The 23,071-nt window shown below is 54.6% G+C and carries 18 protein-coding genes; 5 read left to right on the top strand and 13 right to left on the bottom strand.

From position 1 onward, the window contains the following. Both AC1RKC_RS14410 and AC1RKC_RS14405 read right to left on the bottom strand, forming a co-directional pair. The gene (locus AC1RKC_RS14410; RefSeq protein WP_493092628.1) at window positions 1–708 is read right to left on the bottom strand and encodes a GntR family transcriptional regulator; all 708 of its coding nucleotides are present in this window, start codon (window positions 706–708) and stop codon (window positions 1–3) included. 195 nt (window positions 709–903) lie between these two features. Then, complete coding sequence (locus AC1RKC_RS14405) at window positions 904–2,136, bottom strand: MFS transporter (RefSeq protein ID WP_493092627.1); 1,233 nt, start codon at window positions 2,134–2,136, stop codon at window positions 904–906. A gap of 93 nt (window positions 2,137–2,229) precedes the next feature. Here AC1RKC_RS14405 and AC1RKC_RS14400 point away from each other — a divergent pair, with 93 nt between their 5' ends. Continuing rightward, window positions 2,230–2,679, top strand: a complete 450-nt coding sequence (locus AC1RKC_RS14400; RefSeq protein WP_020828124.1) for a winged helix-turn-helix transcriptional regulator — start codon at window positions 2,230–2,232, stop codon at window positions 2,677–2,679. Between the two features lie 18 nt (window positions 2,680–2,697). On the opposite strand, the gene AC1RKC_RS14395 is transcribed toward AC1RKC_RS14400, so the two are convergent. Together AC1RKC_RS14395 and AC1RKC_RS14390 are read right to left on the bottom strand one after the other, a co-directional pair. Continuing rightward, window positions 2,698–3,003 (bottom strand): type II toxin-antitoxin system RelE/ParE family toxin, encoded by a 306-nt coding sequence (locus tag AC1RKC_RS14395; RefSeq protein WP_262016999.1) that lies wholly within the window; start codon window positions 3,001–3,003, stop codon window positions 2,698–2,700. After that, window positions 3,004–3,264, bottom strand: coding sequence for a type II toxin-antitoxin system Phd/YefM family antitoxin (locus AC1RKC_RS14390; RefSeq protein ID WP_262017000.1), 261 nt, complete (start codon window positions 3,262–3,264; stop codon window positions 3,004–3,006). 166 nt (window positions 3,265–3,430) lie between these two features. On the opposite strand from AC1RKC_RS14390, the gene rluF reads away from it, so the two are divergent. After that, window positions 3,431–4,216 (top strand): 23S rRNA pseudouridine(2604) synthase RluF, encoded by a 786-nt coding sequence (gene rluF, locus AC1RKC_RS14385; protein WP_262017001.1) that lies wholly within the window; start codon window positions 3,431–3,433, stop codon window positions 4,214–4,216. 94 nt (window positions 4,217–4,310) lie between these two features. Here rluF and AC1RKC_RS14380 read toward each other — a convergent pair whose 3' ends face one another. Next, entirely contained in the window at window positions 4,311–7,361 is a 3,051-nt protein-coding gene (locus AC1RKC_RS14380; RefSeq protein ID WP_187961776.1) for an autotransporter outer membrane beta-barrel domain-containing protein, read from the bottom strand. Window positions 7,362–7,580: 219 nt separating this feature from the next. Beyond that, window positions 7,581–7,895, bottom strand: coding sequence for a lipoprotein (locus tag AC1RKC_RS14375; protein WP_041414827.1), 315 nt, complete (start codon window positions 7,893–7,895; stop codon window positions 7,581–7,583). Window positions 7,896–8,073: 178 nt separating this feature from the next. Between AC1RKC_RS14375 and AC1RKC_RS14370 the strand changes: the two genes are divergently transcribed. Together AC1RKC_RS14370 and AC1RKC_RS14365 are read left to right on the top strand one after the other, a co-directional pair. Next, window positions 8,074–8,706 (top strand): response regulator transcription factor, encoded by a 633-nt coding sequence (locus tag AC1RKC_RS14370; RefSeq protein ID WP_129983491.1) that lies wholly within the window; start codon window positions 8,074–8,076, stop codon window positions 8,704–8,706. Beyond that, complete coding sequence (locus AC1RKC_RS14365; protein WP_116689981.1) at window positions 8,703–10,484, top strand: hybrid sensor histidine kinase/response regulator; 1,782 nt, start codon at window positions 8,703–8,705, stop codon at window positions 10,482–10,484. Before AC1RKC_RS14370 ends, AC1RKC_RS14365 begins: the two co-directional genes overlap by 4 nt. Before the next feature lie 80 nt (window positions 10,485–10,564). Here AC1RKC_RS14365 and AC1RKC_RS14360 read toward each other — a convergent pair whose 3' ends face one another. Then, a complete protein-coding gene (locus AC1RKC_RS14360; RefSeq protein ID WP_262017003.1) occupies window positions 10,565–11,398 on the bottom strand; it encodes an enoyl-CoA hydratase/isomerase family protein in 834 nt (277 codons plus the stop codon). 124 nt (window positions 11,399–11,522) lie between these two features. Between AC1RKC_RS14360 and AC1RKC_RS14355 the strand changes: the two genes are divergently transcribed. Next, the gene (locus AC1RKC_RS14355; protein WP_493092626.1) at window positions 11,523–11,897 is read left to right on the top strand and encodes a winged helix-turn-helix transcriptional regulator; all 375 of its coding nucleotides are present in this window, start codon (window positions 11,523–11,525) and stop codon (window positions 11,895–11,897) included. 92 nt (window positions 11,898–11,989) lie between these two features. On the opposite strand, the gene AC1RKC_RS14350 is transcribed toward AC1RKC_RS14355, so the two are convergent. From AC1RKC_RS14350 to guaB, 6 genes are all read right to left on the bottom strand, one after another. Beyond that, window positions 11,990–12,880 (bottom strand): alpha/beta hydrolase, encoded by an 891-nt coding sequence (locus AC1RKC_RS14350; RefSeq protein ID WP_258090528.1) that lies wholly within the window; start codon window positions 12,878–12,880, stop codon window positions 11,990–11,992. Between the two features lie 94 nt (window positions 12,881–12,974). Continuing rightward, on the bottom strand, window positions 12,975–14,111 hold the full coding sequence (locus AC1RKC_RS14345) for an FAD-dependent oxidoreductase (protein ID WP_493092625.1): 1,137 nt from the start codon (window positions 14,109–14,111) through the stop codon (window positions 12,975–12,977). 41 nt (window positions 14,112–14,152) lie between these two features. After that, window positions 14,153–15,499, bottom strand: coding sequence for an MFS transporter (locus AC1RKC_RS14340; protein ID WP_493092624.1), 1,347 nt, complete (start codon window positions 15,497–15,499; stop codon window positions 14,153–14,155). 848 nt (window positions 15,500–16,347) lie between these two features. Next, window positions 16,348–19,401, bottom strand: coding sequence for a DEAD/DEAH box helicase (locus AC1RKC_RS14335; RefSeq protein ID WP_493092623.1), 3,054 nt, complete (start codon window positions 19,399–19,401; stop codon window positions 16,348–16,350). 426 nt (window positions 19,402–19,827) lie between these two features. Further along, the gene (gene guaA / locus AC1RKC_RS14330; protein WP_020828137.1) at window positions 19,828–21,405 is read right to left on the bottom strand and encodes a glutamine-hydrolyzing GMP synthase; all 1,578 of its coding nucleotides are present in this window, start codon (window positions 21,403–21,405) and stop codon (window positions 19,828–19,830) included. A 176-nt stretch (window positions 21,406–21,581) separates the two neighbouring features. Further along, on the bottom strand, window positions 21,582–23,045 hold the full coding sequence (gene guaB, locus AC1RKC_RS14325; protein ID WP_020828138.1) for an IMP dehydrogenase: 1,464 nt from the start codon (window positions 23,043–23,045) through the stop codon (window positions 21,582–21,584). Window positions 23,046–23,071 lie beyond the last annotated feature (26 nt).

Here is a 23,071-nt window from a genome sequence, read left to right as displayed (position 1 = left end):
CTATAAGTTAATAAAGAAATCTACCGACTCGAAGCGCCAGTGCTCGATATCCACCTGCACGATACGGCGTTCGGCATCGGCACGATGCTTTTCGACCAAAATCGCAGGCGTGCTGGCGTTTCCGCCCATCACCTTGCAGGCCTCTCCGGATAACCGGGTGGGTTTAAAGGCCAGATGACGGGTTCGCGTGGAAGTGCCATAAGCCTGTTCCCAGACCTCGGCAAACGAGTTCTCACCCAGGCGTTCGATAAAACCGGGTGCCACTCGCGGGCTGATAAAGGTTTCGTGATAAAACACGATGTGATTATCCAGCGCACCCCAACCAGAAATCTTGTAGATCTCGCTCGCCGCGTCGACCTGCAATAACTCTTTGATAAACCCCGGAGCTGCCAATACGCACTCTTTGGTCATATAGTCCCAGGAGGGACAACGGCCCTGCTCGATAGCCGCCTGTTTGAAACTGGTAGAGGAATTGGGGTTATAGTTAAAACGCGGCAGTGCCGCAAACCAACCCCGTCGATCCTTGCGGAAGATCCTCGATTCGCTTTCCAGGAACAACAGCGCCTGACGTAACGTCATGCGTTTGATGTTCAGCAATTCTCCCAGTTCTCGCTCCGAAGGAAGCTTGTCACCGGGGGCGATTGCCCCCTGGCTCAGCCAGTCATTCAACCTGGCCTTTGCCAATTCAACGGTTGAGCTGTTTTTCATATCCACACCTAATTGGTTTAAACCAGATTGCACAACAGTATCGCGGTGAATTATGACAAACAATGGGGGTATTGGATTTTATGTGTGACTTCGGTCCCAGAACAGAAGGGATCTTGGCAACCTTGGGCAAGATCCCCCCTCCGGTCCTCTCTTACTGCGGATTAAGCAAGGAGCCAGGCAGAATCAAAAACGCCGTCATTTTCCCGGCGCCATCGGCATCGCACGCAGCGTCAGGCCCCAGAACACCAGGGCAATAAAGCTGACGCCCGCCCCCAACCAGCACACCCCCTGCCAACCAGCCAGTGCAAATACGTGAGTGCTGGCAAAAGCGCCGAGCCCACTGCCAATGGCATAGAACAGCATGTAGACGCCCACTAACCGGCTATGCGCCTGCGGATGTGCGCTGAAAATCAGGCTCTGATTCAACACATGAATGGCTTGGCCTGCCAAATCGAGCAATACAATGCCGATAATCAACCACCCCAGGCCATAATCCAGCATGCCGAGCGGCAGCCAGGCCAGCACCAACAGCAGCAGACAGATGCCGCTCGCCACCTGCGCCAAGCCGCGGTCCGCCAGGTGCCCTGCTCTTACCGCCGCCAGCGCCCCCACCGCGCCCACCAGGCCAAAGGCGCCAATCACCGAATGCGAAAAGTTGAACGGTGCCTGACTCAGCGGCAGCACCAATGCACTCCAGAAGATGCTGAATGCCGCAAACATCAACAGCGCCAGTATGCCGCGAATTTGCAACGTGCGATCGCGCAGCAACAGCGTCAGCATCGAACGCAGCAAGGCGGTGTAGCTAAGCGTTGAAGGCGGCGTGCTCGGTGCAGGCAGCAAACGTGCCAGAATCGGCAGCAAGACCAGCGTCACTCCGGCGGAAAAAAAATACACCGTGCGCCAACCTCCTGCGTCTGCCAACGCGCCGGACAGGGTTCTCGCCAATAGCAGACCCAGCACTACACCGCCCTGCGCCGCCCCCACGACCCGCCCACGCTCATGAGGTGCCGCCAGCGTGGCGGCAAAAGCGATGAGTCCCTGTGTCATGGCGGTGCCCAATAATCCCACCAGCAACATGCCGATCAGCATAAGCAGGCTGCTGTTTGCCCAACCGACCATGCACAATGCGGCAATCAACAACAGTTGCTGTACCGCTAACAGCCGATGGCGATTAATGCGGTCCCCCAGCGGTACCACCAATACCAGCGCCAACGCGCAACCAAGCTGGGTGGCGGTGATCACCATACCCACCGACGCCACGCTGATAGCAAATTCCTGGGCTATGGCATCCAACAACGGCTGGGCGTAATAGACATTAGCCACGCTAAAAGCGCTGGCGCCGGCCAGCAACAACACCAGCGAAGCCGGCAGCCGACTCAGTCCCCTCGCCTGAGATACGCAGATCGGATCCAGCGTTTTGTCACTCATCGTTTTCTCCAAAGCGGTTTCATTATTAAACCCAATGGACATTACGCGCAGAGGTTTTATAATGCAACCAGATAGTGTGGCAGGAGGGATAACGTGAAACGTAAAAGCCTGGAAGATGCGCCGTGCCCGGTGGCACGCACTTTGGATGTGATTGGCGACTGGTGGTCACTGTTGATTGTGCGCGACGCGTTCGACGGCGTGCGCCGCTTCAGTGAATTCCAAAAGGGGCTGGGGATGGCGAAAAATATCCTTTCCACCCGTCTGCGCACCCTGGTGGCACAGGGCATTCTGGAGATCGCACCGGCCTCAGACGGCAGCGCCTATCAGGAGTATATTCTCACCGACAAGGGCCGAGCCCTGTTCCCGGTGATCGTCGGCTTGCGCCAATGGGGGGAAGATCATCTGTTTGCCGAGCAAGAGGCGCATTCAACCTTAGTCGAAAGCGACAGCGGCCAACCGATCCCACGCATGACGCCGACCGGCAGCGTCGGGCAAACGCTCACACCGCTGAATACCCGGGTGGTAAAGGTGGGTGAAGAGTAAAATCACATTAGTTGAACCTTAGAGCCGCTGAGACAGATGTTTGGCTGGAACGCGGCTTTGGAGCAAAACTGCAAGAATGGTAATTTCGCTGTTTGCTGTAGCGTAATAAATCATATGGCTGACGTAGGGAAAGCTATAAACACCGGTCTCTAAATCCTCGACTCGATGCTGCCCAATGCCTGGTATTTCCGTCAGGTTGGTTAATCCTTGGCGCAGTCTTACAAGGTAATCTCTGGATTGCTGTATGCCCCAGTTGCTCAATGTGTAGTCGCGAATCTCCAGGATATCGCTTTGCGCCTCACCGGTCAGTCGGTAACTGGCCATTTATCCTTTATCCTGCTCCAGCAGTTCAGAGAAAAACGTCTCGCCATCAACGGCATTGCCGATCGCCATATCATGCTGGGAGCGCTGAATCTTCATTTGTAACAGTTGGAGTTTCATCGCTTCAATTTGCTCGTAATCTTCGGCAGACACCACAACCGCAACGGGCTTGCCATTACGGGTGATTTGCACCGGTTCACCCGGAACCTTAAGCAGCAAATCGCCAAACTGGGTTTTGGCTTCATTGGCTGTCAGAATATGCATTTTCATTACCTTTCGACTGAATCGTTCGATTCGCTCATTCGATTTCTTGAGCAAAAATTATTCACACGCTTTTATTGGGGGCGATCTTTCGGTTTACGCATTACCCCATATGCCCCTTCGCAAGGCCTCAAGGGTTACTGTATAGTCCGCGTTTTACGGGGAAATCATGCTGACTCAATCATCCATTCGCCTTAATAAATACATTAGCGACAGCGGCATCTGTTCACGCCGCAGTGCCGATCGTCATATCAAACAGGGCAACGTTTTCATCAACGGCAACGTAGCCGCCGTGGCCGCTCAGGTATTTGTCGGGGACGTGGTGCAAGTTAACGGCCAGCGGATTGAGCCACGTAATGCGGAAGATTTGGTGCTTATCGCGCTGAACAAGCCGGTGGGCATCATCACCAGCATGGGAAAGCACGTGCAAAATAACATCGGTGATTTCGTCAATCACAGCAAACGCACCTTTCCTATAGGCCGTCTGGACAAAGATTCCCAGGGGCTGATTTTCCTGACCAATCACGGCGAACTGGTCAATAAGATCCTTCGTGCCGGCAATAACCACGAAAAAGAGTATCTGGTTACCGTCGATAAGCCGCTGACCGACGCGTTTATTCAGGGGATGAGCGCCGGTGTCCCCATCCTGGATACGGTGACGAAAAAGTGCCTGGTGGAGAAAATCGCGCCGCAGATGTTTCGCATCACGCTGGTTCAGGGCCTTAACCGCCAAATCCGCCGTATGAGCAAATACTTTGGTTATCACGTCACCAAACTTGAGCGTGTGCGCATTATGAACGTCGATCTGACAGGATTGCCGCTGGGTGAATGGCGAGATTTGACCGGTGACGAAAAGAACGTGCTGTTTAAGCTGATTGAGCACTCATCTTGCGAGGATGTTCGCCTGCCCGTTTCGCTAGCGCCTGATGTCAGCGAAAATCTCGACACGGAGTGAAGGTTTTCTGGAGCAGAGATATCGCCAGGCAACCAGGTAAAACTGCAAGTTGCCCAACGACATCTCAAGACCAAAGGCCCTTTTCCTCAGTGAATCAGAACGACCATCTGATATTGGCATTGACCGAATTGACCTGGGTATCAGAACCGTACTGCCCCTGATAACCGAGAGCCAGCGTAGTGGAACGCGATAGCTTCACGCTCACCCCCACATCCGCCACCAGCAAATTGTCATCTACCGCCTGTCCCTGCGTGATAAATGCGTCGCTGCCGGCAAATGCCATGCGCGATGACGTATTTTTATCGCCGTAAGCGTGCTGCCAGCCTAATGAACCGTAAAGGCTGACGTTTTTCGGCAGTTCGGTAGATCCCCGCACGCCCAACGTTGAATAGAACGTATTCATCGTTTCATTACGGACGCTCAGCGCCGCTGCCCCGCCTTTCTCCTGGAAGTTATCGGTATGCAAACGGATATAACTCAGGTTGACGAATGGCTCGATATTCGCATCCAACTGACCAAAACGGTAACCCGCTTCGGTGAACGCCAGCAGCGAGTCTGCGTCATAGTCCGCCTTGAGCCGATCCGAGTAATTGCCGAAATTAACGTTGCGCTCATTTTCGAGTCGGTGCCAGGTATAGCCCAGCGCACCGCGCAGGGAGAAGGCATCCTGCTGCCCTGCAGCGTACAGACCCAGGTGGTAATTATCGCTGTCGGAACTGGAGCGACGGCTATCGACATCATAGTCGCCACGGCTATAGCCTACGTATCCCCCAACGCGGATACTGTGGTCAGCGAGTTTACGATCGGCGCCCAACAGGAAACCGCTGGTGTGGCCGTCCAATTTCCCAACGTTGTCATTACCGCTGTTTCTCATCCAGGAGCCGAACGTCTGCCCCCAAACGCCGTTATTTTCAGCCTGAGCCGGTTGAACCAACGTCATCGCCATCGGTGGAACAGGCAGCGCATCATTATCAAATACGCGAAGCATGCGCTGATTCAACACGTTGAGCAGCATGCTACTGCCGGCGATCAGGTTAGATTGAATGGACGGATAAACTTCACCGGACAGTTGATTGAACGCCTCGCGCGCTTCCGGTGCGCTCAACAGCAGCACAGAGTTATACAAGGCCAGCGAAGGACCGCTTTGCGTTAACGTCGAGAGCGCACCGGCGGTATTCCACTGGTTACTGGTTTGCGCGACCGTCTGGAAAATACCGGGCTTGCCGCCCTCGCCTGGGTTGCCGCCTTCACCTGGGTTACCGCCCTCGCCTGGGTTGCCACCTTCGCCTGGGTTGCCACCTTCTCCTGGGTTGCCGCCTTCGCCTGGGTTGCCACCTTCGCCTGGGTTGCCGCCTTCGCCTGGGTTGCCGCCTTCGCCTGGATTACCGTCCTTTTGTGCAATCGTCAGATCCACGGCGTTGGTGCTGTGGTTAAGCGCGACGTCCAAAAATGCAGATTTTGAGACGGCTTCAGCAAACCGACCGTCAATCCCGCCATCCGAGGTCAAAATGCGATAGCTTTGGCCGGTTTGATAGCTGGTTTGCGGATCCAACGCGGTCACCTGCACCTTGGCCTGATCGCTGATGGTGGTTTTGCCTGAAACGACCAGTTTGTCGCTGCTGCCATCACCGGCGATATCGACGTCATAGAAGGATTCACCCAGGAAATTCAGATAGCGTTTCAGCGTCAGGGTACCGATGTTGCCGTCGCCAGGGGAAATATGGCCGCCGGACTGGATTTCAGTCTGCCCCAAGGTGCCGTTGCCGCCCAGCGTCCCGCCGGCTTTGATTGACGCGGCGCTGCTGTAACCCAGACCATTGCTGACGTCGGAACCGGCAGTGGCGTTCAGGATCAGCGTGCCGCCATTCTCGGCGCTCAGCGTCTGCACATCGAAAACGTTGTCTTCTTGCTGCGTATTGATGTCGCTGGCGATGGTGATTTTGCCGCCGCGTGCGGTGACATTCGCCTGGAGTTGAGTCAGGTCGCCGCTCAGCGTCGTCTGGCCGGCCGTGTTGATGACTTCGCCTTCGCCGACCATCTTGTTGCGGAAGTCGTAGTTATCTGAGTTGTGATTAAAGTAAACGTAGCTGCCGAACAACCCGCCACGCAGATTGACCACCGTTTGGGCATCGACAGTACCCGCACCACCCGCCGCGCCGAGCGTAGGTTCGGTCAAGCCGGTGCCGGTATCCATGTTGCCGCGGCTGCCGATAATCAACGCGCCGCGGTTAGAGCCGGACCCGGTATCCCCCAGCCGCAATTCGTTGCTGCCGGCAGAGAATGAGCCGCCATCAACAACCGACAGCACCCCGTTGCCATAATCCCCTACGTTGACATTGCCCGCACTGGTAAAGCGTGAGCCGTTGCCGGCGATGTAAAGCTCTGCGGTTTTTCTTGAGCCTGAAACACCGGCAATCTCCGCGCTACCAACGTTGACCGCACCGCCGTTCAGCACGTCCACATCGCCATTGGCGGTGAGCGACTGGGTGATATTCCACAGAGAGTTATTGCCGGTCACCGTGGCTTTGGGGTTGAGCTTGTCAGCCTCGTCGGGGCGAAAACCGCTGTCGATTCTGGCGGCGGCCGTGGTGGTCACTACCCCGCCATCTTCAATCAGCAAGGTGGAACGTGCGCCCTGTCCGAAGCCGAGACCGAGTCTCTCACTGATCACCTGGGAACCGGCCCCTTTGACATTAAGATGGCTGTCATACCCCCCGGTGGTGCCGACGATAATCTCTTCCGCCGTCGCCAATCCGCCCTCTTCTACCCGTAACGTCCCCAGCCCCAGATTCAGACTGCCGTGCATAACGGATTGGTCATTGATCGCATTTAATACGGCATTCGGCCCTTTGACCGTGACCAGGCTTTCGTATATCTGGCCATTAGCACGACGGCCAATATTGACGTTATAGGCATTGATTTGGCCATTATCGATCAACAGGTTTCCGCTTTGATTACGGCCGACGTAAACATCCCCGGTGTAAGTCAAAGATTCGGTAATACGTGATTCACCATCAAAAATAGCATCATCGGCACGCGCCACGTCGGCTGGGCCAATCAATATCAACGGTGCGGAAAAAAGTGCGAGGTAAACTTTCGAAAGCGGTTTTCTTACCGCTAAGTTATGCGATGTTTTATCTTTCATGTTTTCTCTCCGGCCCAATTATCTTGATGCCATCAAAGTTATTATTTATATGAAAAACTCAATGCATTAGAGGATGCGCGACGCGTTGTGCGAGAACACAGGCTGATTTGTCATCGAGACACTAGCTTATTGCCCCCCAGCGCTAACGTTTCGATGCCAAAATTATGGGAACTGCGGATCGGTATTGATCATCCACCCTCGCTAAACGCGTCAGGTGAATTATTTATGCGTAACGACCGGGGTACAGCTTGGTGTGCTTAACGACGGGGCTGAACCTAAAATACCCGGCATCATCATCGAGGAACAGTCAAAGATTCGTCCTTTCTCCGTAGTGGCACGGTAAGAAAGTTTTTGCCCGCCAAGGGCGTCGGGTTGGGCACCATTAACATTGGTGACGGTAATTTCATCCGATGAACCCAGGCCCAGCATTTTGGCCGTTTCCGCCTGCAGCAGCGGTATTGCCTGATCGGTTTTCAATGTGGAACAGCCAGCTACCAGAAGCGTAACGGTTAATGCGATAAGTGGTTTTCTCATAAATTGTCCTTTGTAACCAAACAGTTCCAAATGCTGAATGGCTTTATGTTTTACCTTATCAAAATCCCTGAATAATATATTTCCCTTTCCTAACCGAAAAAACCCTCCTAAAGTAGGGAGGGTAGAAAATAACAAGTCGTCAGACCAATCTGATAGGTTTTAGCAAAAGGAGATACCCTTGGGGCAGGATTATGCGTTGGTCGTTGATGACCATCCGTTGGTGGCAAGTGGCATCGCCAATTTCCTGAATACGCACTGTCGATTTAAACACGCCTACGTGATGACAAACGAGGAGAGTTGTTATCGACATATTCTGGAAAATGGCGCCCCGCGTTTAATCGTCATCGACTTTTGGTTATCCGACGGCACGGCATTAAAATTACTCAAAGAGATCAGACAGCTTTACCCACAGGTAAGATTATTAGTGGTCAGCGGCGATGAAAATAATGAAATAGGCCAAAAGGTACGTGATGCCGGAGGCCATGGTTTCGTGCTCAAAAATGAGCCACCAGAATTATTCGCCAAAGCCGTTGCTGCGCTGTTAGAAAATCAAAGCTGGTTTCCTATGGATAATCTATTGGAGGCTTCCAGTGCCAAAAACCATCTTCAAAACTTCAATTTAACGCCGCGACAAATTGACGTTTTGACCATGATGATGCGCGGTTTTCCCAATAAGAGAATAGCCTCTCAGCTTGCTATTTCCGAACCTACGGTTAAAGAACACATCAGCAATATCCTTAAAAAGATAGGCGTAAACAGCCGGGTAGAAGCTATTACGTTACTGCATGGCAGGCAGGGGCCGTCCGAATGAAACTACTTCAATCTTTACAAGATGATGGCATTTCGTCGCACGCGCAAATCCGATTATTGAACAATACGTTTATTCGATTGGTCTTTAGTTTCAGTGCTGTGCCCTGCGTCGGCATCCCCTTTGCTATTTGGATTTATTTACTGGGTGAACCGCTGTGGCCGATAATCAGCTGGATAATAGTGTATTTATTCTGCGCTTTGGCTATCCGATTATGGCACCAAAGATATCAACGCGAAGCGGAGAAAGAGGATGCTGGCGTTATTCTTAACCGCTGGCTCCCACATATCAACAAAGTCGCCTTCGTACATGGGATAGGTATATCCTCATTATATTTAATAACCCCACAAATAAATAATTTCGATTTTTTCCTGTTATTAAATATCAGCATCGCGGCCATCGTCGCGGCGAACGCGACCCATTTGACGCCCATCATCAGTACCTTTACCCTGTTCTTCTTTGCCTGCTGGGGCATGCTTAACATTGGCATCATCTGGCGCTTAAACGACGTCATGCTCATTGTGTTGATGCTCAACCTGCTTTATGGGTTCGCCATCTACCGCCACGCATTGAGTTCTCATCAGTTTTTTATTCAGCAAGCCCGTCTCGAAGAGAAGAGCTCTCGCCTTGCGGAGCAATTTCGCCAGGCCAAAGAGGAGGCGGAACAAGCCCTGCTCGATAAAAACCAGTTTCTGACCACCGCCAGTCACGACTTGCGCCAACCGGTACATGCCATGGGTTTCCTGATCGAGGCCATCATCCATAAAAATCGCGATGCCTCTTTAACCCCGCAGCTATTGGATCTGCAGCAGAGCGTGCGCTCCGTGCACCTGATGTTCAATTCTTTGCTCGATCTCAGCAAGATTGAGTCCGGCAACGTCAGTACGGCGACCACCCATGTCGATATTGGAACCCTGCTTGACTCGGTGATTACCCTGTTCCGTGAAGAAGCGAACAGCCGGGGATTATCCCTGCGGACATGGCGCCCCAAGCGACGCATTGCCGTTATGGGCGATCAATTGCTCATCCGACAATCGCTGATTAACCTGATACAAAATGCGCTGCGCTACACCCAGAAAGGCGGCGTATTGATTGCCATCCGCCCACAAAAGGGAGAATGCCTGATCGAAGTCTGGGACACCGGCGTGGGCATCGCCGACGAAGAGAAAGGCAAAATCTTCTCCCCCTACTATCGCCCCGAACTGGCGTGGAAAATCGATAGCGCCGGTCATGGGTTAGGCCTTGCGGTAGTGGCCCGCTGCGCCAAATTGATGAAGGTGAAATACGGCATGCGCTCCGTGGAGGGCAAGGGATCGCATTTCTGGATGCGTTTTGCCCTCTATACCGGCGAAGTCAAAGCGCCAGAAAACCTCAACGCCTATACCCACAGCCAGATCCCTACCCGCTATGAGTCATTGAGCGGCGCCTGCCTGGTGGTGGATGATGATCCGCTGGTCACCTCCGCCTGGTCGAGTTTGATGAGTACCTGGGGGATCACCGTGCGTTGCGCCGCTTCCGCCGAGGAGGCTTTTGCGATTATCGACGCAGGCTTCACCCCCTTCGCCGTGCTTTGCGATCAACGGCTCCGCTCCGGTGAAAGCGGCTTCGATATATTGAAAGCGCTGTTCGAACGCCTGCCGAACACCAGCGGCGCCATGGTCAGCGGGGAATTCAACTCCCCCATTTTGCAAGAGGCCGAACAGGAAGGTTATCTGGTATTAAGAAAGCCGCTGGAACCCGCGAAGCTGCATGCCTTGCTGTCGCAGTGGTCATCCTGCTAGCCGGCGCCAGGCCTGTTCGGGGCTTTATCCTGCCGACGTTGCATTTCCGGCATCGGCAAGATTGCGGCTGAGACTGCCGCTTAGGCACCAAGATTGCGCAGCAGGCCTTCGAGGTTGCGCTCACCTACCTTGGTTTGGGCGCCCGCCTTCAGTCCGCCCCGAATGAGTCTCTCCGCTGCGGGACGTTCAAAAAGCCCCGCCCAGGCCTCATGCTCACGATAAAAACCTTCCCGCAGATCTGCCGCCGGCATCGCCTGCTTGGCCGCCGCGATAACCCCTTCGGGCAGTGCCGCAATGTTGTGCGCCAGGCGTTCGACAAAGTCGTCGAGTTCGGATGCGGGCAAGGCGCGGTTAATCCAGCCATAGCGCTCTGCGGTCGCCGCGTCGATAAGATCGGCCCCCAGGACCACTTCAAGCGCGCGACCACGCGTCATGCGGTTCGTCAGGTATTGCGTCGCGCCGCCACCGGGCGTAATGCCCATCAAGGCTTCGCATTGGGCCAGCCCTGCCCGCCCTTCGGCGGCAAAAGCCATGTCGGCCGCCGCAACGAATTCTGCGCCGCCCCCACGCGCCAACCCGGCAAGCTTAACGATAGTCACCTGGGGCTGGCTGCGCAGCAACTCACCGAATGCCTGGAACGGGTTGAGCCCTTCCGGCGCATTACGCGCCAGCTCATCGAAAGCATGCGGTTCATCGATTAAGGTCATGTCGACATGAGCAATGAAGAACTCCGGATCCGCACTCTGGAAAACCAGCACGCGAGTATCCGGGTCGCCACGCAAGGCACGCAGTAAGCGGCTGATTTCCGACATCAAAGCCACATCAAGCACGTTGACCGGCGGATTATTGAGGGTGATCGTCAAGACCCCCTTTGCGTGAGACAAGCTGAGTTTGCTGAAATCGGTATCTTTCATGTCGATGTCCTTGTTTGTCAGGCGTATCGGCGCTGGACTTTCGCGCCGCTGATCGAATGGTATACTTTGCATACCTGGCGTCAATTACGCACTTGAAGCATCCCAGGGATGCTGGAGGATACCGATGGAGACGAATGAAACTGTCTACCGCGCTGACTGCCCGAGCCGAATCATTCTCGACCAGATCGCGGACAAATGGTCAATGATGGTGCTGGAGGTGCTGCGTGAGCCGAGGCGCTTCAATGCGATCAAGCGTCGCCTTGATGGCGTCACTCAACGTGTGCTCACCCAGACGCTGCGCAAGCTGGAGCGTAACGGCATGGTGAACCGCAAGGTTTTGGATGGGCCGGTGCTCGGCGTCGAGTATTCGCTGACGCCGCTCGGCCAATCATTGCAAGGGCCGTTCTCTATTCTGTTTGAGTGGACTATGGGGAATATGGAGGCTATTCAGGACTGCCGGCGCAGATATGATGAGCAAAACCAGCAGCTTGAACAGTGAGGCTCCTGCCTCACTTTTCCTTGCGATGAATGGCCGTGTACATCCAGTAATCACCCGGCGATAACCGAAACTCTAGAAATGAGTGGGGGCGGTCAGAGGTTGCGGAATATTCCCGAGATCAGCGTCCTGGAAAGCAGAGAAGTCGGGTCAGCCCACTCCATCAGCACATCGAAATGGTTGCAATGGGGCACCTCGAGCATATTCGTTTCCGCACCGGCCGCTTTATACAAAGAGGCAAAGGCTTCGGACTGCCGCTTGAAGCCGGGCGGATCGCCTTCAGCCCAGGCAACGGTGATGGGGCACCCCGGCGCTGGGATGTGACGCATCGGGCTGTAATCGGCCACGCTGGTGTCGGAGAGTGCCAGCCATGCCTGCACGGGCGTCTTCATCAAAGGTGCGAGTTCAAAAAGCCCGCTGATGGGAAAAGCAAACTTCACCACATCGGTCGGCACGCCAAAAGCTACATGCCAGCCTGGTGCTAATAGTGTTGCAAGCAAATGGCCACCAGCAGAGCTGCCACCCAGCGAGATCCGTTGCGGATCCAGCCCAAACTCATGTCCCCGCCGCCAAATGAACGCCACCGCACTGCGTACGGCATGGACGATGTCACCGATGCCGGCTGCCGGCGCAAGCGGATAATCTATAACCACCGTGGCAATGCCATTTGCCGCCAATGTGCCCGCCATCATCGCGGAATCTGCTTTCGACAGCGCTCGCCAGTATCCCCCGTGAATAAAAAGAAAAACGGGCAGCAGCGGCCCGTTTCCATTCACCGTTGGCCCATAAATATCCAGAGCCTGGCCACTTTTCTGGCAATAGGTGATATCAAAATGGAGGCCATAAGCCAGTTTCATCTTTTCAGACTGCGAGCGATAACGCGCCATTTCTTTGGCAAAGCCATCGACACCTACCGTAGCGCGTGCATCGTAATCCTCATTGAGGCGTGCCGGATCCATAAACACTTCGTCTGCCAAAAGCGTCATTTTTCAACCTCCCTGATGAACACCGCCTTATCCCAGCGGCTGCGGACTAAAAAAGTGGTTACTCCCGGCCCCGTTTCTCGGGCCGGAGCAATGATCAGGCCAAAGTGCCCGTCGGCAGGCTTAACGCCGTTTTCATACGCTCTGCGCCGATCTGCTCGCAGCGTCCGGTGATACGCAAAACGGCCGAACGAACGTCGTCTGGCCACAGGTTCATATGCCCCATGCATTCCGCCGTGTCTTGGGTATGTTCGGTCAACGGCCTTTCCTGCGCTTCCCAGACTGCCAGCGCCGCCGGAATATCCCGGTTATTTTCCAGACTGACCGCCAATCCAAGAGCATTCATCAGTGCGCAACCGCCCCCTTGGCCGAGGTAAGGCGGCATCGCATGGGCTGCATCGCCGAGGATCGCCACCTGCCCTTTGCTCCAGGCCTTGAGCTTCAGCACCTCAAACGCATCCCAGCGGCCGGCCTCGCCAAAACGTGCGATCAGGCCGGAAAGGTGTGGGAAGGATTTGCGCCAAAGTTCCGGGGCAATCGGAAGCTGATAGGCACCCACATCGTCCTCAGCGCAGCACAGTGCAACATAAAGATCGGTCGCGCTGGCGGGCGTATAAAGGATCCGCCTCGTGCCTGAAAAGTACTCAATGTAGTTCGAGCGATCTGCAGGCGGTACGTCATCGTCATCGCGCTTCAACATCATTCTGACCGCGCCATAGTGCAGCGGCTTGCGGTACATCAGCAGGTCCAGAGATTCTCTCACCCGCGAGTTGATACCGTCAGCGCCGATCACCAAATCGGCTGACAGCGTTCGCTTGTCCGCCATCAGCAGCTTTCCATCCGGTGTCGCCCCCACCGCCTCGGAATCGCTGACAATTTCAGCACCGGCGCGGCGAGCCGCATTGAGCAAAGACAGCAGCAGCCGCTCGCGCAGGATGGTAACCAGACGTGGGGCACCGCTGCTGTTGATCGGAATATCCTCCATCGTTGCGTTGCCGTGATCCCGGGTCTGGAATACGGCCCCTTCGTGTGCCCCCACCATAGCTTCGTCATAGGCTCCAATCGCCTCGAGCACACGCAGCCCATTACTCCAGATATAGATGCCCGCACCAAAGGTGCGCAGGTTTGCCGAACGCTCATGCACTCTCACGCTCCAGCCACGCTGAGCCAGCGCCGCCGCCGCCGTAAGCCCGGCGATACCTGCCCCAGCAATTTCTGCATGCAGTTGCTTCATACCCTCTCCTCAGCCCCGTTTGTTTTTGATCGTACCCGTCGTTAAGAACCCGCCTGTACCGCAAACAGATCCTTTCTCCTGGTCATGCAGAACAACGCCAAAGCGGCAATTAATGCGGGAATCGCCATCCAGTAGAAAAAATTCTGCAAATCACCAACCACGGTATATAGCCAAGAGCCAAGATAAGCCCCCGTGATGGAACCCACATGACCCACGCCGATCCCCCATGACACTCCGGTCGCACGTGCCGTGGTGGGATAAAGGCCAGCGCTCAAAATACTGATGTTGTTCAATGCTCCCGTGAGGGTAAAACCCACGAAAAAAACGCAAACCAATAAACGGGTAGAACTGCCGAGCTGGCTGCCGGTAACCAGCAGCGCGACCGAGGCCAATAAGGCTAAAGGAGGGAGTATTTTGGCGATACCGATTCGATCGATGAGAAGTGCTGTGATGATGCCACCGATCATGCCCCCCAGCGGCAGCATTGCGGCAACATGTAAGGCCATCCGAGCGTCAAAGCCGCTGCTGCGCAATACCGTGGGTAGCCAATTGCTCAACAGGTAGAACGAGAATAAGCAGCAGAAAAAGGTCAGCCAGAGTAGCAGCGTACGCTCGGTTCGCCCTTCAGAAAATAGCGCCGCCACGGGAGACAGCTGCAGGTTTTTTTCGCCGGGCTTTCTGTCCATACCGTCGGTAAAGATTACGTCCTGCCACTTCCTATGGCCGCCAATCCGCTCGACGATCCGCAGTAATTTAGCTTTCTGTTGCGGCCTGTTGGCCAGGAAACAGATCGACTCAGGGAGCATGAAATACAGTACAGGCAGCATCACCAAAGGAGCGATACTGCCCACAAAGAGCAGGCCTCTCCAGCCCAGCACCGGCAGCAGCAAGTCGGCCACCCAGCCGCCGAGCGCCATACCCAAGGTAAAGCCGGAAAAGCTCAAGGTGACCAGCAACATGCGCCAGCGAATGGGCGAATACTCTGACACCAGAGTAATGCAACCGGGCAATACGCCGCCTAGTCCCATGCCAGTCAGCAACCGCAGTGCCACAAGCACGCTAATCGATGAGGAAAAGGCATAACCCAGGGTGCCTAAAGCGACGATAACCGAGCAGATCAGCAACACCGTTTTGCGCCCATAACGGTCCGCCGCGGGGCCACAAATGAAACTGCCGAGTAACATGCCGAACAGACCTGCCGCGAAAGCCGGGCCCAACTCGGCGCGATCAATCCCCCATTCTTGAGCCAATTCAGGGGCGATATAACCCATCGCGCTGGCATCCAGACCATTAATCATCAATACAATAAAACACAAGAGCAGCGTCATTATCTGTAAACCACCGATCGGGCTTTGATCGACAATGTCGGTGACGGATTGTTTGTTCATGGCAAAAATCCTCTTTTCTTGTTTTTGTATTACCTTGCATCATGAAAAGCACGCCACCACCGGCAGGAAGACCCGGGATTAACCGGTGAATAAAATGGCATCAACATACTGATTAGTAATAATTTACCTTCTGCCAGTTCCGGAGCTTATGCATAACCTGGTGTTTTACTGGGTAGCGCTGCAGGGGCAGGTTTTCCAGAAAGCAGGGATTGATCGAGTATAGGGCTGTGCTGATATCAGGGAATAATCAAAAAAGGGATCTTTGGTATAACCAAAATGAATACAAGGAGGCGCGCAAAGGGAATATTTCGTGGGCGTCGGAAAAAAGAAAACCCCCGCACAGCCTAGCCGCAACGGGGGTTTTTAGATCATCACTGATAGTCAGTGATTAGCGGTTCATCATTCCCACTCAGTCATAAATGAGAAAAAATAATTCTTATACAACAATGATTTTCAACCAACATACTATCCAATACCATTAAAAATACCATACAGAGAAGAAGCAAATGTGAGCCTCTTAACGGACCTCGTCAACCGCCTTGTAGAGCCCAGCCTCACAATTTCACCAATGACGGGAACTCGCTTCAAGGCCCGAATGTCCAGACTAGGCTGGTTGCAGTCGCTCAATTCAGAAAGATCAATGACTACAGTTGTTGAAGGACTCTACAGAAGTCTGTTCTGCACCCCCAAATCTGTAACTGCAACCTAACGAATTCAAATATCTGTGATTGCGTGAGGCGGACACCTGACGTATGTGAATCGTTGAAGCTCGGTGCTGTCTACGGAACCTATGGCGATTCACTGAACGTCTGCATTGATCCAGCTGTTGTTGGCATTGCCTATAGGGCTTAGTGAGGAACGTCCAGCACGGTCACTCGCACACCCAATTGTCTAGCGTAACCAACCAGACCATCAAACAGGTGAAATAGCTGCGCGGTTTCTGCGGTTCTCTTGGAGGGATCCTTGATCACCTTCTGAAGTGCATCAAGGTCGCAGCAGCCAGCGGTCACTAAAACCACATGCAACTGCGCGTCAGCCCGCTCGATGATGTCGCTCCTTAGCTTCCTCCACAGCGCGATGCCCGTTGGCGATTTCGCGGGTGCCTTATATAGCCGTGGAATCTTCGTGTTGTTCCAAAAGGTGGATTTCGTCCAACTCTTTGCCCCGTCAGGCGTCTCCGATCCACGCGCTAGGTAAACTAAGTTCTTCATGGCTTGCGCGACGACATCGTGAAAGGCCGAGGCCGAGATCGACGTACCCTTTCCAGCCTTTGCATGAACTAGTGCGATTTGACGATTCGTGAAGTTGGCCAGCACAAAGTCGGCGCACTCCGAACCCAAGTCGTCACAGATGACCAACTCAGGCGAGAATCCGGGCGATACGTCACCATCGGCGATTGCCTTGAAGAGAGAGCCTGGGATAAAGGCAGTGGCCTTCGTACCTTGCTTCTTGGCTGCATCTAACTCATCGGTCGTGCCCTTTTCGTTAGCGCAGGCAGCGATGCGTGGGCGACTGAAGTGCTGCAAAAGGGATTCCTCGGCGTGAGCATAGTCAACCTTGTAGAAGTTGCGGCCCTGGTAAACCATGGCCCCATCCTGAAGACCGATCAGAACCAACTCCTGATTCTGGTTCAGGTAGTCCGTGAACGACTTGGCGCTGCTCCCAGTGTCGTCCTCGAGGACTTGAACGCCAAGCCCACCTCGAACGCCCTTTCCCTTGAACCAGAAGCGACCCTTATCTTGCTGGTACTCCAAGAGCAATTCCAGCTCAACGCTTACCGGCGGGTCCGCGAGATCTTCGAATATGTATGTGCACTCGTGCATATTGGTGCTTGTGCCGGATGGCCCGCTCTTTGGCGACGTGACCTCAACGGAAGAAGCTACGATGCGAAGTTCTTCGCCTTCGGCGGAAGAGATGCGGATCTTCGACTGCGACAAATCGATCGACATTGTCACCGGAAGCGGTTTTAGAGGTGGCTTGCAGGTCTGCATGTATCTTTGCAAGACGATATTGTCAACATGCGTCGAGGCCAGCGCCGAGGCGATTGACGTTGCCCATTCTTTAAACAAAGATACAGAGTGGCGTCGTCTTTGCTGCTCGGGAATATCCTGACGAACCCGACCGCGATGCATACCAACGTAGCGTCGACCCTTTGCCGACGCTCCACGGGCCGCTTTGCAGATCTGAACCCGGTCAGTCAGCGAGGCAGGGATCAGCTTCAGATCGTGACCGCGATGAACTGACGCCCTGATCACAGTGTCAAATGGAATAGCGCTGCTCGTGGAAACATTGGTGATGCTGTACGACGCATCAAGTAACTGAGATAGCTCGGCTGCCCCGAGAGCTGTGGTCGACACATCGATAAGCGCTTCAGGATAAGTACCTGTGGTGTCCGAAACCAGAAGGTAGTCGCCAGCAACGACTACGCAGTGCACTTCGAGTCTGACTTCATACAGTGATGTCTCTTCCAGAAGACGGGAATTTGCTATCGATGCGTAGACCCATAGTGCGAAGTCTGTCGCTCGCTGGCACGGCGCATTCGGCTCACCAAGAATGATTGCGTCTGTAAGGTTAAGACTGTCGGTGCAGTCTTCGATATATTCTTCCAGAGAAAAGCTGCTCTTTAGCCTGCGCACGAGCACGCTTGGCGCAATAACAACCTGAGGATTGTCTGCAAGCACATCCTGACGAAACCTTCGCCGGAAGCGACCATCGAAGTACTCCACGGAAGGCTGGCTCTCCAACATACGCTCGACAACATTGCGATAGTGCTGCGCTGTCAGGAGTTCTACACTTTTTTCGAACTCTCGGTACGCCAGCCAACGATCACCCAGATTTAAGTAGTTCGGCGCGTAGAGTAGAGCCGCACAGTCCTCTCGATCCGAACGTCCCCTTCGCAGAACCCGTCCGATTTGCTGAATGAGCTTGCGGTCATTGCCAACAGGCCCGAAGAAGGCGACACAGCAGAATCGGTGGTCGTCCAGTCCTTCGGTTAGTTTGTGCTGATGAATCCAGATCACCGCGCTGTGCCTCTCAGGGACTTCCTTCAACAAATGCGAGCCAGCATTCCCTGTAAAAGTGTCATGTATGCCAATGGCGTCAAGACCCGCGTCGCGAATCACTGCCACTGCTGCCTTGATGTCAGCAGCACTGGTGCAGCATATGATGGCCCGAGGTGTGCTGCTGATCAGACTATTCGACTGTACCGCGGCCTTCCAAGCAGCGGAGAATTCCTGAGCCAGTTTCGGAACGTCCATCTCATCAGGCAGGGATAGCGTCTTAAGGGGACGAATAATCTTTGCCGCTTCGGCATCGTGGTGTGAAAAATGAAAAACGGATTCTTTTGGGTTCTCGATGCGGAACAGCTTTAGGTCATTGCGATACGGTGTCGCAGTCATGAGGATCATGGGCTTGTTAAGCGATTTCACCGCCTTCCCCCAGCGTAGTGCCGGTTCGTAGTGGCACTCATCAACGACAACGGCATCGACGGATGCGGCGAGCGTGGCGTACTCCTGAGGCGAGGATCTTTGGAGTTCAGTCAGTGTGGTGAACGTGCAGACAAGCACCTTGGCATCGGTGTTACTTAATACGTCTTTTATGGATGAGGGCACAAAACCGACAATAGTTTTTTCATTTGGCGCTGGGTATCTGACGTTTGCCCAGAATCCGTGCTGGAGCGCGCTGACCATCTGGTCTCGTAAATTCTTCCAAGGAGTAAGTACCAGGACACGACCTGGCGCACTGATCACGGACAGACAGGCGATGACGCCAGTCTTTCCTGTACCGGTAGGCATCCGAACTAGGCAAGCAGTACTATTGGCTCGCATACGCTCAATGACGAATGAAAGCGCTCTGCGTTGGTGATCCCAAAGGCTAATGCCCTGAGGAATATCGCTAAACATCGGTGCCTCCCATGCTTTTTTATTCACGTAAGTCTATCAGGCGCAGTGCTCGTCAACTGCACTGGGGCATCCTCAAATAATGAGGAGCAGAATAGTTTTTCTACCCAACCGACGCTACTAGTGCCGTTGATCGTGGCGACCGGAACTCATCGTACAGCGTCTATTCACACACAGGTGTTGAACGACTGAGATCGCTGCAGAACAGTCAGTGCCTTCCATTTACAGAGCCGCAGGACGCAGCGAAAATCACCCCAACTTACAGACTTCGGACAAATACCATGCCAGTCGCTAGATGTGTCCTTGGTATCAGTACCACCCAACTTGTGATACCTGACTCAATGCCATAAAAAATGCCATTGACAACGCAATATGCATTATCAATGGCACATTGAATATTGTTTTAAATCAAATATCTATAAAAACCTCTTACTCCCACTCAATGGTAGCCGGTGGCTTACCGCTGATGTCATAAACCACGCGGGAAATACCGTTGACTTCGTTGATGATGCGGTTGGAGACGCGGCCGAGGAAATCGTACGGCAGGTGCGCCCAATGTGCGGTCATAAAGTCGATGGTTTCCACTGCGCGCAGTGAAACAACCCAGTCGTATTTACGGCCATCGCCCATCACGCCAACCGAACGCACCGGCAGGAACACGGTGAATGCCTGGCTGACTTTGTTGTAGAGATCGGCTTTGTGCAGCTCTTCGATGAAGATCGCATCGGCACGGCGCAGCAGATCGCAGTACTCTTTCTTCACTTCGCCCAGTACGCGTACGCCCAAACCTGGGCCCGGGAACGGGTGACGGTAAAGCATGTCGTACGGCAGGCCCAGTTCCAGACCGATTTTGCGCACTTCGTCTTTGAACAGCTCTTTCAGCGGCTCGACCAGGCCCAGCTTCATCTCTTTCGGCAGGCCACCCACGTTGTGGTGCGATTTGATCACGTGCGCTTTACCGGTGGCGGAAGCGGCGGATTCGATCACGTCCGGGTAGATGGTGCCCTGCGCCAGCCATTTCACTTCAGTCTGCTTGCAGGCTTCTTCGTCGAACAGTTCAACGAACACGCGGCCGATGATCTTGCGCTTGGCTTCCGGTTCGTCAACGCCAGCCAGGGCGCTCAGGAAGCGATCTTCCGCCGCCACGTGAACGATGTTCAGGCCGAAGTGGTCGCCAAACATTTCCAGCACCTGGTCTGCTTCATTCAGACGCAGCAGGCCGTTATCGACGAACACGCAGGTCAGGCGTTTACCGATGGCGCGATGCAGCAGCATTGCGGTTACGGAAGAGTCGACGCCGCCGGACAGGCCGAGGATCACGTGATCTTCGCCCACCTGCTCACGAATGCGCTCTACCGCATCTTCGATGATGGTCGCCGGAGTCCACAGGGCTTCACACTGGCAGATATCCAGCACGAAACGCTCCAGCATGCGCTGGCCCTGACGGGTGTGGGTCACTTCCGGGTGGAACTGCACGCCGTAGAAGCGTTTTTCTTCGTTGGCCATAATGGCAAACGGGCAGGTATCGGTGCTGGCAACGGTCACGAAGTCGGACGGGATAGCGGTCACTTTGTCGCCGTGGCTCATCCACACGTCGAGCAGTGGTTTACCCGTTGGGCTCAGCGCGTCTTCGATGCCGCGAACCAGTGCGCTGTCGGTGGTAATTTCCACCTGCGCGTAACCGAATTCACGCTCGTTGGAACCTTGCACATGGCCGCCCAGCTGCATTGCCATGGTCTGCATGCCGTAGCATACGCCCAGCACAGGTACACCGGCGGTGAACACGTATTCTGGCGCACGCGGGCTGTTGGTTTCGGTGGTGCTTTCCGGGCCGCCGGACAGGATGATGCCGCTCGGATTGAATTCGCGGATTTGCTCTTCGCTAACGTCCCAGGCCCACAGCTCGCAGTAAACGCCGATTTCGCGCACGCGGCGGGCGACCAGTTGGGTGTATTGCGAACCAAAGTCCAGAATCAGAATGCGATGCTTATGGATATTTTTTGTCATGTGAGGCGAATTCCAGCAACAGAGAAAAAGGAAAATCTAAAACGTTAGGACAGTTTCAGTCGGCGAGGCCAAACAGTTGGTGGTCGCCCGCAGCACAGCATGCGCAGTTGACATAAAGTCAATGAGCAATGCGAGCAGCGGACGGCGAACAAATGCGCCGGCCGCAGCCCCTGAAATTAACCCATGCGGTAGTTCGGTGACTCTTTGGTAATGGTCACGTCATGCACGTGGCTTTCCTGAATACCGGCGCCGCTGATGCGAACAAATTCAGCCTTGGTACGCAGGTCGTCGATGGTGGCGCAGCCGGTCAGGCCCATGCAAGAACGCAGGCCACCCATTTGCTGGTGTACGATCGCTTTCAGCATGCCTTTGTAAGCCACGCGGCCTTCGATACCTTCCGGCACCAGTTTGTCGGCGGCGTTATCGGTCTGGAAGTAACGGTCGGAAGAGCCTTTGGACATCGCGCCCAGTGAACCCATACCACGGTAGGATTTGAACGAACGGCCCTGATACAGCTCGATTTCGCCCGGTGATTCTTCGGTACCCGCCAGCATGGAGCCGACCATTACGCAGGATGCGCCGGCCGCGATAGCTTTGGCGATGTCACCGGAGAAGCGAATGCCGCCGTCGGCGATGACCGGGATACCTGTCCCTTCCAGCGCTTCAACCGCATCGGCGATGGCCGTGATCTGCGGTACGCCTACGCCGGTTACGATACGAGTAGTACAGATGGAGCCAGGGCCGATACCTACTTTGACCGCGCTGACGCCGGCGTCAGCCAGCGCTTTGGCACCGGCTGCGGTAGCCACGTTGCCGCCCACGATCTGCAGATCCGGGTATTTGGCGCGCGTTTCGCGAATACGCTGCAATACGCCTTCGGAATGGCCATGCGAGGAGTCGATCAGCAGCACGTCAACGCCGGCGGCGACCAGCGCATCAACGCGCTCTTCGTTACCTGCGCCTGCACCCACAGCTGCGCCAACGCGCAGACGGCCATGCTCGTCTTTACAGGCGTTTGGCTTGCGTTCCGCTTTCTGGAAGTCTTTTACGGTGATCATGCCCAGCAGGTGGAAGCTGTCGTCCACAACCAGCGCTTTCTCAACGCGTTTTTCGTGCATTTTCTGCAGCACGACTTCACGCGCTTCGCCTTCTTTCACCGTAACCAGACGCTCTTTCGGCGTCATCACGGCAGTAACAGGCTGGTTCAGATCGGTGACGAAGCGGACGTCGCGGCCGGTAATGATACCGACCAGTTCGTTCTCTTCGGTGACGACAGGGTAACCGGCGAAGCCGTTACGTGCGGTCAGCTCTTTCACTTCTTTCAGGGTAGTGGCAGGGGTTACGGCTTGTGGATCGGTTACCACGCCGCTTTCATGTTTTTTCACGCGGCGGACTTCTTCTGCCTGACGCTCGATAGACATGTTTTTGTGAATGAAGCCCAGACCGCCTTCCTGCGCCAGCGCGATGGCCAGGCCGGATTCGGTAACGGTATCCATGGCTGCGGACAGCATAGGGATATTCAGGCGGATATTTTTGGTCAGTTGGGTGCCGAGCTCAGCGGTATTAGGCAGAACCGTAGAGTGAGCTGGAACCAGGAGAACGTCGTCAAACGTTAGTGCTTCTTTCGCGATACGTAGCATGGGCAATATCTCACCAGAGTGGGCTG

This window comes from Serratia sp. GW822-FHT06E05, assembly GCF_058799445.1.
Note: the sequence above shows the minus strand (reverse complement) of the source record. Positions and strands in the feature narration are given on the sequence as shown.

Coding starts and splice junctions, on each gene's coding strand:
- AC1RKC_RS14410 (WP_493092628.1), bottom strand. CDS start 708: ATGAAAAACAGCTCAACCGTTGAATTGGCAAAGGCCAGGTTGAATGAC.
- AC1RKC_RS14405 (WP_493092627.1), bottom strand. CDS start 2,136: ATGAGTGACAAAACGCTGGATCCGATCTGCGTATCTCAGGCGAGGGGA.
- AC1RKC_RS14395 (WP_262016999.1), bottom strand. CDS start 3,003: ATGGCCAGTTACCGACTGACCGGTGAGGCGCAAAGCGATATCCTGGAG.
- AC1RKC_RS14390 (WP_262017000.1), bottom strand. CDS start 3,264: ATGCATATTCTGACAGCCAATGAAGCCAAAACCCAGTTTGGCGATTTG.
- rluF (WP_262017001.1), top strand. CDS start 3,431: ATGCTGACTCAATCATCCATTCGCCTTAATAAATACATTAGCGACAGC.
- AC1RKC_RS14380 (WP_187961776.1), bottom strand. CDS start 7,361: ATGAAAGATAAAACATCGCATAACTTAGCGGTAAGAAAACCGCTTTCG.
- AC1RKC_RS14375 (WP_041414827.1), bottom strand. CDS start 7,895: ATGAGAAAACCACTTATCGCATTAACCGTTACGCTTCTGGTAGCTGGC.
- AC1RKC_RS14365 (WP_116689981.1), top strand. CDS start 8,703: ATGAAACTACTTCAATCTTTACAAGATGATGGCATTTCGTCGCACGCG.
- AC1RKC_RS14360 (WP_262017003.1), bottom strand. CDS start 11,398: ATGAAAGATACCGATTTCAGCAAACTCAGCTTGTCTCACGCAAAGGGG.
- AC1RKC_RS14355 (WP_493092626.1), top strand. CDS start 11,523: ATGGAGACGAATGAAACTGTCTACCGCGCTGACTGCCCGAGCCGAATC.
- AC1RKC_RS14350 (WP_258090528.1), bottom strand. CDS start 12,880: ATGACGCTTTTGGCAGACGAAGTGTTTATGGATCCGGCACGCCTCAAT.
- AC1RKC_RS14345 (WP_493092625.1), bottom strand. CDS start 14,111: ATGAAGCAACTGCATGCAGAAATTGCTGGGGCAGGTATCGCCGGGCTT.
- AC1RKC_RS14340 (WP_493092624.1), bottom strand. CDS start 15,499: ATGAACAAACAATCCGTCACCGACATTGTCGATCAAAGCCCGATCGGT.
- AC1RKC_RS14335 (WP_493092623.1), bottom strand. CDS start 19,401: ATGTTTAGCGATATTCCTCAGGGCATTAGCCTTTGGGATCACCAACGC.
- guaA (WP_020828137.1), bottom strand. CDS start 21,405: ATGACAAAAAATATCCATAAGCATCGCATTCTGATTCTGGACTTTGGT.
- guaB (WP_020828138.1), bottom strand. CDS start 23,045: ATGCTACGTATCGCGAAAGAAGCACTAACGTTTGACGACGTTCTCCTG.